This window comes from Streptomyces macrolidinus, from assembly GCF_023887685.1.
GTDB classification, from domain to species: domain Bacteria; phylum Actinomycetota; class Actinomycetes; order Streptomycetales; family Streptomycetaceae; genus Streptomyces; species Streptomyces macrolidinus.
The window spans coordinates 27,795-41,951 of record NZ_JAMWMR010000017.1; the positions used below are offsets into that span (position 1 = coordinate 27,795).

The 14,157-nt window shown below is 71.8% G+C and carries 15 protein-coding genes; 6 read left to right on the forward strand and 9 right to left on the reverse strand.

What is annotated here, in order from left to right; genetic code table 11:
* The first annotated feature begins 281 nt into the window (after window positions 1–281).
* From NGF19_RS19100 to NGF19_RS19115, 4 genes are read left to right on the forward strand one after another with little or no spacing between them, the layout of a single operon-like run.
* On the forward strand, window positions 282–2,804 hold the full coding sequence (locus NGF19_RS19100; protein WP_252426202.1) for an ATP-binding protein: 2,523 nt from the start codon (window positions 282–284) through the stop codon (window positions 2,802–2,804).
* Complete coding sequence (locus tag NGF19_RS19105; RefSeq protein WP_252426203.1) at window positions 2,801–3,277, forward strand: roadblock/LC7 domain-containing protein; 477 nt, start codon at window positions 2,801–2,803, stop codon at window positions 3,275–3,277. The genes NGF19_RS19100 and NGF19_RS19105 overlap by 4 nt, the downstream gene beginning before the upstream one ends.
* A gap of 36 nt (window positions 3,278–3,313) precedes the next feature.
* Entirely contained in the window at window positions 3,314–3,754 is a 441-nt protein-coding gene (locus NGF19_RS19110) for a DUF742 domain-containing protein (RefSeq protein WP_252426204.1), read from the forward strand.
* Entirely contained in the window at window positions 3,741–4,382 is a 642-nt protein-coding gene (locus NGF19_RS19115; protein ID WP_372505692.1) for a GTP-binding protein, read from the forward strand. Before NGF19_RS19110 ends, NGF19_RS19115 begins: the two co-directional genes overlap by 14 nt.
* Window positions 4,383–4,486: 104 nt before the next feature.
* Here the strand turns inward: NGF19_RS19115 and NGF19_RS19120 are convergent, their stop codons facing one another.
* The 9 genes from NGF19_RS19120 to NGF19_RS19160 all read right to left on the reverse strand — a co-directional run bounded on the left by NGF19_RS19120 (window position 4,487) and on the right by NGF19_RS19160 (window position 10,943).
* Window positions 4,487–5,155: an ABC transporter permease gene (locus NGF19_RS19120; RefSeq protein ID WP_252426205.1), complete on the reverse strand. Its 669-nt coding sequence runs from the start codon at window positions 5,153–5,155 to the stop codon at window positions 4,487–4,489.
* Complete coding sequence (locus NGF19_RS19125) at window positions 5,152–5,868, reverse strand: ABC transporter permease (protein WP_252426206.1); 717 nt, start codon at window positions 5,866–5,868, stop codon at window positions 5,152–5,154. The genes NGF19_RS19120 and NGF19_RS19125 overlap by 4 nt, the downstream gene beginning before the upstream one ends.
* Window positions 5,865–6,995 (reverse strand): ABC transporter ATP-binding protein, encoded by a 1,131-nt coding sequence (locus NGF19_RS19130; RefSeq protein ID WP_252426207.1) that lies wholly within the window; start codon window positions 6,993–6,995, stop codon window positions 5,865–5,867. The genes NGF19_RS19125 and NGF19_RS19130 overlap by 4 nt, the downstream gene beginning before the upstream one ends.
* 161 nt (window positions 6,996–7,156) lie before the next feature.
* Entirely contained in the window at window positions 7,157–7,345 is a 189-nt protein-coding gene (locus NGF19_RS19135) for a helix-turn-helix domain-containing protein (protein WP_308288503.1), read from the reverse strand.
* A complete protein-coding gene (locus NGF19_RS19140; RefSeq protein WP_252426208.1) occupies window positions 7,346–7,489 on the reverse strand; it encodes a hypothetical protein in 144 nt (47 codons plus the stop codon).
* A 139-nt stretch (window positions 7,490–7,628) separates the two neighbouring features.
* Window positions 7,629–8,036 carry a peptide-methionine (R)-S-oxide reductase MsrB gene (msrB, locus tag NGF19_RS19145; protein ID WP_252426209.1) on the reverse strand — a complete coding sequence of 136 codons (408 nt, stop codon included), beginning with the start codon at window positions 8,034–8,036 and terminating at the stop codon, window positions 7,629–7,631.
* A 22-nt stretch (window positions 8,037–8,058) separates the two neighbouring features.
* Entirely contained in the window at window positions 8,059–9,462 is a 1,404-nt protein-coding gene (murC, locus tag NGF19_RS19150; protein WP_252426210.1) for a UDP-N-acetylmuramate--L-alanine ligase, read from the reverse strand.
* Window positions 9,463–9,554: 92 nt separating this feature from the next.
* Window positions 9,555–10,028, reverse strand: coding sequence for an indole-3-glycerol phosphate synthase (locus NGF19_RS19155; RefSeq protein ID WP_252426211.1), 474 nt, complete (start codon window positions 10,026–10,028; stop codon window positions 9,555–9,557).
* Between the two features lie 90 nt (window positions 10,029–10,118).
* Window positions 10,119–10,943, reverse strand: coding sequence for a pyrimidine reductase family protein (locus tag NGF19_RS19160; protein ID WP_252426212.1), 825 nt, complete (start codon window positions 10,941–10,943; stop codon window positions 10,119–10,121).
* Window positions 10,944–10,980: 37 nt separating this feature from the next.
* Here NGF19_RS19160 and zapE point away from each other — a divergent pair, with 37 nt between their 5' ends.
* Together zapE and NGF19_RS19170 are read left to right on the forward strand one after the other, a co-directional pair.
* Window positions 10,981–12,084, forward strand: coding sequence for a cell division protein ZapE (gene zapE, locus NGF19_RS19165; RefSeq protein WP_252426213.1), 1,104 nt, complete (start codon window positions 10,981–10,983; stop codon window positions 12,082–12,084).
* Window positions 12,085–12,619: 535 nt separating this feature from the next.
* Window positions 12,620–14,089: a SulP family inorganic anion transporter gene (locus NGF19_RS19170; protein WP_252426214.1), complete on the forward strand. Its 1,470-nt coding sequence runs from the start codon at window positions 12,620–12,622 to the stop codon at window positions 14,087–14,089.
* Window positions 14,090–14,157: the final 68 nt, after the last annotated feature.

Below are 14,157 nucleotides of genomic sequence, written 5' to 3' on the forward strand. Positions count from 1 at the left end.
AATTGTGAACGTCGGGTTGTGGTGGAGCGCGGACCGGGCCACAAGGGAAGCACGCGCCCTTTGTAATGGATTCTTGACTTAGGGCGACACGATCAGGCGCCTGAAGAGGCGATAGTCTCCGGGCAACCGGCGGCGCGCCGCGTTGCGGAACACATGCGAAGTCCCTGCCCTTCGTGGGTCGTTCCGCGCCCGGCACCACGGGCTTCACCGGTGCCCCCGGTCGGCCGACGACGGTCACACGCACTCTTCGCACGCCCTGACACGCCCTCGAAGGAGGCTTGGTGTCCACGACCGAGGTGGACGCGCCGACCCGGCCGGCGCCGTCGCCGCCCCAGAGTGGCATACGCGGCTTCGCCGACCGCTGGACGTTCCGGCGCAAGCTCAATGTCCTCGTCGGCGTTCCGCTCGCCATGCTCGGCGTGCTGCTCGCGCTCGTCATCGTCGACCAGGTGCAGCAGGCGCGCGAAGCGGCGGCGGCGGCCCAACTGGTGCGCGACAGCGGGCAGGTGGCGATCCTCGTCGACCGGGTGGAACGCGAACACCAGCAGGCCGTCCTGCTCTCCGTGCGGTACGAGGCGGCGACCGGCGACGAGAAGCCCTCGCTCACCGCCTACCGCCGGGCGCAACAGGCCGTGGACAAGCAGGTCCAGAAGGTCCGTGCCACCTTCGGTGACCGGCTGCCGCTGTCCGAGGCGCAGGCCCTCAAGGAGGTCGAGGGCCTCACGACGCTGCGCGAGACGATCGCGCGGGACTATCTGCCCGCCGACAACATCGACCCGGCCTACACCAACGCTGCGAGCGGACTGCTCGACGGTCTCGGCCTCGACCGCAACGCCGGGCTAGCGGCCACCTTCACCGGCAATCTGCTGGACTCCCTGCTGCGCGCCGACGCCGCCCACAGCGCCTTCGAGACCAGTGTGTTCTCGGCGACGACCGGGGACAGCAACGCCCTCATCGAGTTCACGAACGCCGTCGGCTCCTACGAGCTGTACACCTACCAGGCGGACCGCTTCGGGCGGTTCGCGACCGAGGCGCAGGCGGACGAGCTGTCCGGTATCGAACGCAGCGCGGCCCAGCGGTCGATCGCCCAGGCGTACGCCGAACTCCAGGTCGACCCCAGCGCGTTGCAGGCGAGCACCCCCGCCGAGATCCGCCGTGCCTTCGAGCACGCCCTGAGCAACTACCCGGACTACCCGAAGCAGGCCGCGAGCCGACTGCACATCACCGCCTCGCTCATCGGCCAGATCGCCGACCGCGCGCAGGACACCTCCGACGACGCCTGGTGGCGCGCGGGTCTGCTGCTCGGCGTGGCGATCCTCGGCTTCGGCTTCTGGCTCGCCTTCTCGGTGGCGGTGCGCCGCTCGGTGGTCCAGCCGGTGCAGGCGCTCACCGACGCCGCCCAGCAGGTCGCCGAGGTCGCCGGGCGCGAACTGGCCCGCGTGGCCGACGACGACGCCGAGGACGCCGGACCGCCGCGGCTGCGCGAAGTGCCGGTCACCGTACGGGACGAGATCGGCGAACTCGCCGAGGCCTTCAACCATGTGCAGACCACCGCGGCGGCGCTCCTGGAGCGTCAGGTGCTCAGCCGCCGCAACGTCGCCGAGATGTTCGGCAACGTCGGACGCCGGGTCAGCAATCTGACGACCCGTCAGCTCGCCTTGATCGACGCGGTGGAGCGTGGCGAGACCGACCCCGCCCTGCTCGAACGCCTCTACTCCATCGACCACATCGCCGTACGTCTGCGGCGCAACGCCGACAGCCTGATGCTGCTCGCGGGGATCCGCGAGACGGTCCTGGACGCCGGTCCCACCGCGCTCACCAACGTCGTACGGGCCGCGCTCGGCCAGATCGAGGGCTTCCAGCGGGTACGGCTGCGCGCCGGTACCGAGGTCATGGTGGAGCCCGACATCATCGGCGACCTGACCCTGATGATCGCCGAACTCGTGGAGAACGCCGTCTCGTTCTCGCCCGCGGGCAGCCCCGTCGAGGTGACCGTGCGGACGACCGGCCAGGGCGCGGCGATCGAGGTCGTCGACCACGGCCTGGGCATGAGCGCCGAGCGGCTCACCGAGGAGAACGCCCGGCTGATCCGCCGTGAGCGACTGGACGTCGTCCCGACGAAGGTGCTCGGCCTGTTCGTGGTGGGTACGCTGGCCCGCCGCTGGGAGGTGGCGGTCGAGCTGTCCCGTACGCCCGGCGGCGGTGTCACGGCGACCGTCGGCATCCCCTCGTCGCTGCTGCTGACGATGAGCCCGGTGGCCGCGCAGGGACCGAACCAGGTGAAGGCGCCCGCGCCGAGCGGCGGCCCCGTGCCGTCGTCGGCCCGCGCCGCGGGTGAGATCCCGGCGGCTGCCGCGCTGCCGCGGCGCGTTCCCCGCCGGGAGCAGGAGCCGGACGCGGGGCCGGTCGCCGAGCAGGGCCCGACTCCCGCGAAGACGGCGCCCGTTGACCGTACGACCTCCCACGACCGCGCCGAGGAAGCCCCGTTGGTCCCCCGGCCCCGGACCGAGGAGCCGGAACCGGCCGACCGGGCATCGGCGCCGTCACCCGCCGGGGACCCGCCGGGCGGCGCCCGCCCCCTGCGCCGACGCGTCCGGGGCGCGACCCTGCGGACCACCGGCGTCGATGCCGCCGGACAGGCGCGGCAGGCCCCCCGGCTCGCCGACGCGGACGAAGTCCGTTCCGCACTCGAGGAGTTCGAGGCGGCCGTGGAGCGCGCCCATCGGGACAGCGCCCGGCGGACCGCCCCGCACGAGCACGACCAGCACGACCAGAACCACCTCCCGGAAGGAGCGGAACAGTGAGCACGTCGACAGGTGAGACTCCGGCAGGAGCCGCCACGCCGGCCGAACTCCAGGCCGCCGCAGCCGACTTCACCTGGCTGCTCAATCGTTTCGCGACGGAGACCGCGGGTGTCGTCGACGCCATAGCCGTCTCCTCCGACGGGTTGCTCATCGCCGTCTCCGAACTGCGCGAGCACGCCGACTCGGAACGGCTCGCCGCCATCGTCTCCGGCATCACCAGCCTGGCCGCCGGAGCCTCCGGCAACTACGGTCTCGGCGGTCTCAACAAGGTCATCATCGATCTGGAGGGCGGCCATGTCCTGGTCTCCGCGATCGGCAGCGGCGCCGTGCTCGGCGTGGTCGCCGACAAGGAGGCCAAACTGGGCAACGTCGCCTACGAGATGACCCTGTTCGCGAATCGGGCCGGTACCGCGCTCAGCCCCCAGCTCGTGCTGGAGCTGAAGAACAGCGTCGGCGCCGTGTCAACGGGGTGACCGGTATCCATCCGGTCCAGGAAGGACAGAACACCCATGGCGGACGGCCGCACGCCGCGCGGCGCCGGCGAAGACGGCTCCCCTCCGTCGGACACGGTGGGGCCCGCCTCCGCCGTACGGCCGTTCCTGCTCACCGCCGGCCGGGTGGCGCCCACCGCGTCCGGCCGGCCGATCCCGGTCGAGACGCAGGTGGTGGCCACCCCCGCGGGGCTCGACGGGCTCGACCAGCTCTCCTTCGAGCAGCACGACATCGTGGCCGCGTGCCGGCGTCCGCAGTCCATCGCGGAGATCGCGGCCCGGCTGCGGCTGCATCTCAACGTGGTCCGGGTCCTCGCCGAGGACCTGCGCGCGGCCGGGCAGTTGACGGTGCACGTGCCGCACGCCGACGTCACACACGACGCATCCGTCCTGCGCAGGGTTATCGATGGCCTGCGGGCCATCCCCGACTCCCGGGGGGTACTCCGTGACACCGACTGAACCGGCCTGCCCTCCCCGTGCTCCCGGTCCCGCCCGGCCGGGGCGGGGTCCCGGCACGGCGGCGCGGGGCACCGTACGGCCGCCGCTGCCGGTCAAGATGGTGATCTCGGGCGGCTTCGGCGTGGGCAAGACCACCGCCGTGGGTTCGATCTCCGAGATCGAGCCGCTGACCACCGAGGCGGCCATCACCGAGGTCGCGGCGGGCGTGGACGACCTCACGCACACCCCGCGCAAGACGACGACCACGGTGGCGATGGACTTCGGCTGCATCACCATCGACCCGACGCTGAAGCTGTATCTGTTCGGCACCCCGGGCCAGGACCGGTTCGGCTTCATGTGGGACGACATCGTCGAGGGCGCGGTGGGCGGGCTCGTCATCGTCGACACCCGGCGCATGGACGACTGCTACGCGGCCGTGGACTACTTCGAGCACCGGCAGATCCCGTTCGCCGTCGCGCTCAACGCCTTCGACGGCAAGGTCGAGTACGACGTCGACCAGGCCCGCTGGGCGCTGGACGTCTCCGAGCACGTCCCGGTCATCGTCTTCGACGCCCGCGAGCGCGGCTCGGTCCGTGACGCGCTGCTCGTCGTCCTGGAGCAGGCGCTGGCCCGCAGCGGCGGCAGTTGACCGACGACGGCCACGGATACGCGGACGGGATACACGCAGGACGGGCCCGGGACGGTGTGGAAGCCGTCCCGGGCCCGTCGTCGCTTCGACCGGCGATCCGGTGCTCAGCCGCTCCTGCGGACGCCCGGCGACACCGCGACCCGCGCGACCGCCCAGAACACCCCGAGCGTCACGAGCGCCAGCACGGCCACCAGCGTGGCGCCGCCGACCACCTTCTCGTAGTTCCTCTGGTAGAGCCCGTCGATGATGTACCGGCCGATCCCGCCGAGGCCGACGTACGCGGCGATGGTGGCGGTCGACACGATCTGGATGGCCGCCGAGCGCAGGCCGCCGAGGATCAGCGGCAGGGCGCCGGGCAGCTCCACCTGGAGGAGGATCCGTGACTCGGGCATCCCCATGCCGCGCGCGGCGTCCACGGGCGAGGGGTCGACGGACCGGACCGCCTCGTACGTGGTGACCAGGATCGGCGGGACGGCGAGGACGACCAGCGGGATCATCACGGGCCCCAGCCCGAACCCGAGCCACATGACCATCAGTACCAGCAGGCCGAAGGTGGGCAGCGCCCGGCTGCCGGTGGCGACCAGGGCGATGGCGTTGCCGCCGCGCCCGTAGTGGCCGGTGATCAGCCCGATCGGCAGACCGATGACGGCGGCGATCGCGAGGGCCTGGAGGGAGTAGTGGAGGTGCTCCGTCAGCCGGGTGGGGATGCCGTCGTATCCGTGCCAGTGGGATCCGTCGCTGAAGAACGCGTGGATGAAGGTCAGGACGTTCACCGGGCCGACTCCTCGAGGGCTGGTACGGCCGCGTCGGCGCGGTCCCCGGACGTCTTCCGTCCCGCACGGCCCGTACCTCTCGGCATCCAGGGGGTCAGCAGGACGCGGGTCAGGACCAGCGCGGCGTCGACGAGGATCGCCAGGACCGCCGTCGTGACCACCGAATTCACCGCGTACACGGGCCGGTTGTAGATGTTCGCGTCATGGAGCAGATTGCCGAGCGCGCCCTGGTTGCCGATCAGCATGCCGACGCTGACGAGGCTGATGCTGGACGCGGTGGCCACCCGCAGCCCGGCGATGATCGTGGGCACGGCGATCGGCAACTGCACCTGGAGATACCGGCGTACGGGCCCGAAGCCCATGGCGGTGGCGGCGTCGAGCGTCTCCTGCGGCACCGAGCGGACGGCGTCCACGATGGCCGGGACGAGGACGACCAGGCTGTAGACGGAGAGCGGGATCATCACGGTGGTCTCGCTCATGCCCGTGTAGTCGATGAGGACGACGAAGAAGGCCAGCGACGGGATGGCGTACAGCACGGTCGTCGACCACAGCACGGGGGGATACAACCAGCGGAAGCGCACGCACAGTTGGGCCAGCGGCAGCGAGACGACCAGCCCCGCCAGGACGGGGATCAGGGCCTCCCTCAGGTGCAGGACGATCAGCCCGGAGTAGGTGTTCTGGAGGTCGCTCGGGATATGAAGGAAGTCGTTCATCCGGCGACCTTCGCCGCGGTGAGCCCCTTGGCGTGGGCGGCCCGGATCGCCTCGCCGACGGCCTGCTGGGAGACGACCCCGACGGCCCGTCCGGCGTCGTCCACCGCCACGGCCCAGCCGGTGGGCGAGAGCACGGCGCCGTCGAGCGCGGCGCGCAGCGAGTCCGTGCCGTACGCGAACGGCCGCCCGTACGGCAGCAGTCGGGCCACGTCGATGTCACCGGCGACCAGGTCCTCGGGCTCGCTCCAGCCCAGCGGCCTGCCGTCGAGGCCGGTGACGAGCAGATACGGCGTCTCGGGCGTCGTCCGCGCGGCGATCTGCTCGGCGGTGGAGTCGACGGCGACGATCGGCGTCTTCTTCAACTCCAGGGCCTGGGCGGGGAAGAACGAGAGCCGCCGGATGCCGCGGTCCGCACCGAGGAAGTCCTCCACGAAGGCGTCGGCGGGCGAGGAGAGCAGTTCGGCGGGCGGTGCGAACTGGGCGAGCCGGCCGCCGGTCCGCAGCACGGCGACCATGGTGCCGAGCCGGATCGCCTCGTCGATGTCATGGGTGACGAAGACGATGGTCTTGCCCAACTCCTCCTGGATCCGCAGGAGTTCCTCCTGAAGACCCTTGCGGACGATCGGGTCGACGGCGGAGAACGGCTCGTCCATCAGCAGCACCGGCGGGTCGGCGGCGAGCGCACGCGCCACGCCGACGCGCTGCTGCTGTCCGCCGGAGAGTTGGTACGGATACCGCTTGGCGAGCGAAACGTCCAGCCCGACCCGTTCCATCAACTCCCGTGCGCGGGCGCGGGATCGGGCCTTGCTCTGGCCGAGCAGCCGGGGCACGGTCGCGATGTTGTCGACGATGGTGCGGTGTTGGAAGAGTCCGGCGTTCTGGATGACGTAACCCATGGACCGGCGCAGCGAGTTCACCGGCTGGCGGCTGATGTCGACGCCGTCGAGGGTGATCGTGCCCTCGCTGGGCTCGACCATCCGGTTGATCATGCGCAGGGTCGTCGTCTTGCCGCAGCCCGAGGGGCCGACGAGAACGGTGATCGAGCGGTCCGGTATCTCCAACGACAACCGGTCGACCGCCACCGTGCCGTCCGGGTACCGCTTGGTGACTGAATCTATCCGTATCAAAGTGCCGAATACCCTTCGGGGTGGGGCAGTGAGCGGCCTCAATCGGCCGTGACGTGCGGGCCGTTGCCGGGAGAGTCTAAACGCCGCGAGATACGGGTCCCCGGCGGGCGACGAGGCGTCACCCGCCCGGAACGCGATCGTGATACCGGTGCGACCGACGCTCAGGCAGCCCCGATGGTCCGGTCCCCGTACTCGATGGACACCGTGATACGAGCGCCCAGCGCCGCGGCATAGGTGCGCATCGTCTCCAGGTTGTGGATCTCACCCCGCTCGATCTGGGACACCCTGGCCTGTGAGATGCCGACGGACGCCGCGACCTGCGCCTGGGTGAGACCTTGCTCCTCACGGATCTACCGCAGGTGGTGCCCGAGCACATAGGCTTCGGTGGCTGTCCGGGCCACCTGCCTGCGGGCCACCCACTCGGCGTCGGAGACCTCAGGGTGCGCCTCGCGCACCTGCCGCTTCACCCCAGCCCAACTACTGTGACCGCTCACCGGACACCGCCGTCCTCTCCTGTGCGTCGCACGTCGGCCAAGTACGTGGCGTAGCGGGCCTCGGCAAGCGGAATCGCGTCGACGTACCACTGACTCCACCGCCCGGGTGAAACCGACCCTGGTCTGTTGACCGGGCCGGTCAGTCCTCCGCCGGAACCAGCCGCAGCGAGATCGAGTTGATGCAGTAGCGCTGGTCCGTCGGCGTCGGATAGCCCTCGCCCTCGAAGACATGGCCCAGATGGGAGCCGCACCTCGCGCAGCGCACCTCCGTGCGCACCATCCCGTGCGAGCGGTCCTCGATCAGTTCCACCGCGTCCGAGGAGCGCGGGTCGTAGAAGCTCGGCCAGCCGCAGTGCGAGGCGAACTTCGTCTCCGAGGTGAAGAGTTCGGCGCCGCAGGCACGGCAGGAGTAGACACCCTTGGTCTTGGTGTCCGTGTACTCACCCGTGAAGGCGGGCTCCGTGCCGGCCTGCCGCAGGACCGTGTACTCCGCCGGGCTCAGCTCCGCACGCCACTGCTCGTCCGGCTTCTCGACGTCGTACGCCATGAGTGTCAGCCCCTCGGTTCGGCTACTTCGACTGGTTCGGCTGGTTCGACAGACGGTCCAGGATGCGCGGGCCCAGCTCCGTGACATCACCCGCGCCCATGGTGAGAACCATGTCCCCCGGCTTGACCATTCCCGCCACGGCCTCGGGGACACCCGCCTTGTCGTGCACCGGCTGCACCTCGGCGCCCGCGGCCCGCGCCGACTCGATGATCAGCTCGCTCGTCACGCCCGGGATCGGGTCCTCACGGGCCGGGTAGATGTCGAGGACGACCGACGCGTCCGCCAGCGCGAGCGCCTCGCCCATCTCCTTGCCCAGCTCCTGCGTGCGGGAGAAGAGGTGGGGCTGGAAGACCACCAGGACGCGGCCCTCGGCCCCGGCCCGCATCGCCTCCAGGTCGGCGGTCATCTCGGTGGGGTGGTGCGCGTAGGAGTCGATGACCCGCACCCCGGCCGCCTCGCCCTTGAGCTGGAGGCGGCGCTTGACGCCCGTGTACGCCGCCAGCGCCGGGGCCAGGTCGGCCGCCGGGATACCGAGGGCGACGCCCGCCGCCAGCGCGGCCACGGCGTTGTGCGCGTAGTGGCTGCCGGGGACGGAGACCGCGAAGCTCAGCTCCGCGCCGTCCAGGACCACCGTCACCTCGCTCGTCAGGCCGCGCGGGGTGATCGAGAGGATGCGGACGTCGGCGTCCGGCGACTCGCCGTACGTCACCGTGCGCACCGCGCCGTCCAGCCGCCGCGTCAGCTCGCGCGCGCCCTCGTGGTCCGACGAGATCACCAGCGTGCCGCCGGGCACGATCCGGTCCGCGAAGGTGCGGAAGGAGTCGTAGATCTCCTCCATGGACGCGTAGTTCGCGTGGTGGTCCAGTTCGACGTTGAGGACGATCGCGACCTCGGGCGCGTACTTGTGGAAGCTGCGGTCGCTTTCGTCGGCCTCGGCGACGAAGATCTCGCCCGCGCCGTGCTCGGCGTTGGAGCCCGGGGCGTCCAGGTCGCCGCCGATCGCGTACGAGGGCGTGAGGCCCAGTTCGGTCAGGGACACCGCGAGCATCGACGTCGTCGTCGTCTTGCCGTGGGTACCGGCGACCGCGATCGGGCGCAGACCGTCCATCAGACGGGCCAGCGCGTCCGAGCGGTGCACGACGGGGATGCCGAGCCGCGCCGCGCGGGCCAGCTCGGGGTTGTCCGCGCGGATCGCGGAGGAGACGACCACACAGGTCGCGTCGTCGGCGAGATGCTCGGCCGCGTGACCGATGTGGACGACCGCGCCCAGCGCGCGCAGCGCCTCGGCGGTCGCGGAGTCCTTCGCGTCGCTGCCGGTCACCTTGGCGCCCCGCTGCGCGAGGATCTTCGCGATACCCGACATTCCGGCGCCGCCGATGCCGATGAAGTGCGGTCGGTCCATGGCGGTGGGGAGGCCGGGTGCCATGCGTGTCTCCTGGGTGCTGGTACGGCTGCGGTCAGCGGCCCAGCCTATGCCGTGACGCGAGCAACCCCGTACACCGCACCGCCCGGTCGGGACTACGCCTTGCTGTGCGAGAACAGTTTGAGCACGGGCACACCCACCTTGTGCCGGGCCCGCGAGGCCCAGTCGCGGTGGAAGAACTCCTCCACGTAGTGCGGGTCGGTCAGCACGATCACCTCGTCCGCGCCGCTCTCGCCGACCAGCGCCTTGAGCGCCTCCAGCGGATGGTCCTCGACGATGTGGCCCTTCGCCTCGCTGCCCGCCGCGTGGAGCGCGGACAGCGACACCTCCAGGGCCTGCCGACCGAGCGCCTCGGCGTCCTTGCCCTCCGGGGTCTCCCGTTCGTGCGCCGCCTCGTCCAGCTCGCCGAGGGCGATGTCGTCGATGGCCCGCAGCAGCCGGTCCGCCTGGTCGCCGCGCGGCTGCAACAGGACGTGGAAGGAGACCGGCTCCTCGCCGTGCAAGGTGGTGACGAACTCGACGTCAGCGGACGTGAGGGCCTTCTCGATCATCAGTACGCTCGTGAACACGCCACGCGCCCCTTCTCCTGCGAGGCCCCGAGGGGTCTCGTTCGTCCATGGGCCGTCGAGGCCCTGCGGAAACCATCCTGCCCCGTGATCTCAGGTCCGGCAGTACCGGCCGAACAGAAATCCGTCCTCCTCCAGCAACGCGGCCAGGGTGAACCGCTCGGGCACCGCCACCGCGGGCCCCGAGGCGATCCGCTGCGCGTCACCCGCCGTGAGCATAGGCGAGAGGGTCAGACACATCTCGTCCAGCACCCCGGCCGCGACGATCTGGCCCAGCAGCCGGGGGCCGCCCTCGGTCAGCAGCCGGGTCAGGCCGAGGTCCGCGAGGGCCCGTACGGCGCGCGCCGGGTCCACGCTCGCGCCCTCCCCGGCGATCACCACGCGGGCACCCGCCTTCTCGGCCTCCGCCACGCGCTCCTGCGGCGCCCCCGCCCCGGTCAGGACGAGGGTGGGCACCAGGGGCGAGGTGAACAGCGGCAGCGTGAAGTCCAGGTCGAGGCCCCTGCTCACCACGGCGATCGCGGGCGCGGGCCCCTGTCCGGCCGCCGCGCGCCGGGCCGCGAAGGCCTCGCGCGCGCGGGCCGGGCGGTACTGCTCCTGCCGTACCGTTTCGGCACCCACCAGCACGGCGTCCGCGAGGCCCCGCAGCGTGCCGAAGATGCGCATGTCGGCGGCGCAGGAGATCGGTTGGGAGCGCCCGTCGTGCTGGGCGGCGCCGTCGAGCGAGGAGACCATGTTGGCGCGCAGCCAGGGCTCCCGGCGGCCAGAGTGGGGCTCGGGGTAGGCGTAGGCGGCGGCCAGTTCCGCCAATGTCCACTCGCGGTCCGCGCGCGCGTCGCCCTGAACCTCCCCGCTCCGCGGGGCCGCGCCCGGCGGCGAGGTCACTGTCTGGTCGGTCACAGGGAACAGGCGTCGCATGTCGTGCAGTGTGGCACGGCAATTAGAGTGGTGGATCGTGTCGTCCTCCACCGCCGTCCCCGCGACCGATCCGATAGCCGAAGCGGTCCCGCTGTCCCTGTGCGCCCGCGAGCCGCATGTGCCCGCCGACCGGCTCGTCGCCGAGATGGTGCCGCCGCCGCGCTTCGACTCGGTCCGGTTCGCCACGTACATCCCGGACCCGAACCAGCCCAGCCAGAGCGAGGCCGTAGGCGTCCTCGAAGGCTTCGCCGCCGGGCTCGGGGGTGCCGCCGCCCCCGCCAAGCGCTCGTTCTTCGGATTCGGCAAGGCGAAGGCGAAGTCCCCCAAGGCCCCCGCCGGTCCCCGTGGCGTCTACCTCGACGGCGGCTACGGAGTCGGCAAGACCCATCTGCTCGCCTCGCTGTGGCACGCGACCCCGGCCGAGCCCTCGCTCAAGGCCTTCGGCACCTTCGTGGAGCTGACCAACCTGGTCGGCGCGCTCGGCTTCCAGCAGACGGTGCGGACGCTGTCGGGCCACCGTCTGCTGTGCATCGACGAGTTCGAGTTGGACGACCCCGGCGACACGGTCCTCGTCTCCAGCCTGCTCGGCAAGCTCGTCGAGGCGGGCGTCGCGCTCGCCGCCACGTCCAACACCCTGCCGGGCAAGCTCGGCGAGGGCCGGTTCGCCGCCGTGGACTTCCTGCGCGAGATCCAGGGGCTGTCCGCCCACTTCCGTACGCTGCGCATCGACGGCGAGGACTACCGGCACCGGGGGCTGCCCGAGGCACCGGCCCCCTACAGCGACGAGCAGGTGACGAGGGCGGCCCAGGCCACCCCGGGCGCCTCCCTCGACGACTTCCCGTCGCTGCTGAAGCATCTCGCGCGCGTCCACCCCAGCCGGTACGGAGCCCTCACCGACGACCTCGCGGCCGTCTGCCTCACCGACGTGCAGCCGGTCCCGGACCAGTCGACGGCGCTGCGGCTCGTGGTGCTCGCGGACCGGCTCTACGACCGCGAGGTGCCGGTGCTCGCCTCCGGGCTGCCGTTCGACCGGCTGTTCAGCGAGGAGATGCTGAACGGCGGCTATCGCAAGAAGTACTTCCGCGCGATCTCCCGCCTCACCGCCCTCGCCCGTGACGCGAAGGGCCTCGTGACGCCGTAGCCGAGCCGCAGCACCACCAGTCGCAGCCGAACCGAACAGCCATACGGCTTCGACAAGTTCCAGCCATCCTCACCTCGATTTTTGGGCTCTTCTTTACCCGAACCGCACCGTGGCGGAGCCATCACGTACCGTATCCGTCAGGGCGTGCCGACGGCGCGCCGAACGGACGCACGCCGCGGGGAGGGTCCGCATGGCATCCGACATGACGACCGTCCCCGCACTCGCCGCCCGGCCCGCCCCGCCGCGCGTCTCCAGACCCGGGGCCGCTCATCGCCTCGCGGCGCCCCAGGTGTCGCGGCCGAGCTGAGCCGCTCTCCGGGTACGGGCTGACCACGACCTCCCCCCACCACGCCACGTCGGCCGAGCGTCCCGACGTGGGTCGTGTCGTCGTGCCCGCATCTGCCCGTTCTGTCACACCGACGCGCCGACCGAGGCGCGCCAGGAGGAACTGACACATGCAGCCCCTTGTCGATCAGGCTCATGCCCGCGCGCGGTCACCGCGCCCGCGGCCCGACTCCGGCGCGGTGAGGACCCGATGACCGCGCCGAAGAGGTTCCCTCATCTGCGGCAGGACCTCGCCGCCTCCCTCGTCGTGTTCCTGGTCGCGCTCCCGCTGTGCGTGGGCGTGGCCGTCGCCTCCGGCGTGCCCGCCGAACTCGGTCTGGTGACCGGGATCGTGGGCGGCCTCGTCACCGGTCTGCTGCGCGGCAGCACCCTTCAGGTCTCCGGACCGGCGGCCGGGCTGACCGTGCTGGTCTTCGAGCTGGTCCGGGACTCGGGGCTGCCCGTGCTCGGCGCGGTCGTGCTCACCACCGGGCTCCTCCAGCTCGCCCTGGGCGCCCTCGGGCTCGGGCGCTGGTTCCGGGCCATCTCGGTCTCGGTCGTGGAAGGCATGCTGGCCGGTATCGGGCTCGTCCTGATCGCCGGACAGCTCTACCCGGTGGCCGACGCCACGGCCCCGGCCTCGGGCCTCGCGAAGATAGCCGGGCTGCCGCAGGTGCTCGTCGACGCCGCGCAGAGCAGCCGCGCACCGGCGTCGCTCGCGCTCGGCGCGGGCACCATCGCCGTCCTCGTGCTGTGGAAGCGCCTGCCGCCCGCGGTCCGTACGGTCCCGGCGCCGCTCGCGGCGGTCGGCCTCGCCACGGCCGCGGCCACGGCGCTCGCCCTGCCGGTGGCCACCGTCGAGGTACGGGGCCTGCTGGAGTCCCTTCAGCCACCGCCCCTGGAGGCCTTCGGCGAGTTGGCGACCGTGAGCATGCTCGGCACGGTCGTCGCCTTCACCCTGATCGCGTCGGCCGAGTCGCTGTTCAGCGCCGCCGCCGTGGACCGGATGCACGACGGTCCGCGCACCCAGTACGACCACGAGCTGATCGCGCAGGGCGCGGGCAACACGGTGTGCGGGCTGCTCGGCGCGCTGCCGATGACCGCGGTGATCGTCCGCAGCGCGGCCAACGTCCAGGCGGGGGCGCGGACCAAGGCCTCGCGGGTGCTGCACGGGGTGTGGCTGCTGCTGTTCGCGGCGTTGCTGCCGTCCCTGCTGGCGTACATCCCGATCCCGGCCCTCGCGGGCGTCCTGGTGTACTCGGGCGCCAAGCTCGTGCCCGTACGACGCCTGGTCGCGCTGTGGCGCGAGCATCCGGGCGAGGCGTTGATCCTGGTGGTCACGGCGGTCTCGGTCATGGTGGTCAGCATGTTCGAGGGCGTGCTCGTCGGACTGGCGCTGTCCGTGGTGAAGACCGCGTGGGAGGCCTCGCACCTCAGGCTGGACGTCGTCGACAAGGGCGCGGGTCCGGTGCAGGTCCATCTGTCGGGCAACGCGACGTTCCTGCGATTGCCGAAGCTCCTCGGCGCGCTGGAGGCGTTGCCGCAGGACCGCCCCGTGGAGCTGGACCTGTCCGGGCTGCACCATCTGGACCACGCCTGCCGTACGGCCCTGGCGCACTGGGCGGAGCGGCACAGCGCGGCGGGGACGGAACCGGTACGGGTGACGCCCGCCCGCGGCTGACAGGGAGACCGCAGGCTCCGCGCTCCCCCGGGTCCCGCCGCCGCACCGGCGGGGCCTCGCTCCACGGC

What these genes read in the sequence shown, in the direction of transcription:
- NGF19_RS19125 (WP_252426206.1), bottom strand. Translation starts at nt 5,868, where the DNA reads ATGAACGACTTCCTTCATATCCCGAGCGACCTCCAGAACACCTACTCC.
- msrB (WP_252426209.1), bottom strand. Translation starts at nt 8,036, where the DNA reads ATGGCGTACGACGTCGAGAAGCCGGACGAGCAGTGGCGTGCGGAGCTG.
- murC (WP_252426210.1), bottom strand. Translation starts at nt 9,462, where the DNA reads ATGGCACCCGGCCTCCCCACCGCCATGGACCGACCGCACTTCATCGGC.
- NGF19_RS19110 (WP_252426204.1), top strand. Translation starts at nt 3,314, where the DNA reads ATGGCGGACGGCCGCACGCCGCGCGGCGCCGGCGAAGACGGCTCCCCT.
- NGF19_RS19170 (WP_252426214.1), top strand. Translation starts at nt 12,620, where the DNA reads ATGACCGCGCCGAAGAGGTTCCCTCATCTGCGGCAGGACCTCGCCGCC.
- NGF19_RS19160 (WP_252426212.1), bottom strand. Translation starts at nt 10,943, where the DNA reads ATGCGACGCCTGTTCCCTGTGACCGACCAGACAGTGACCTCGCCGCCG.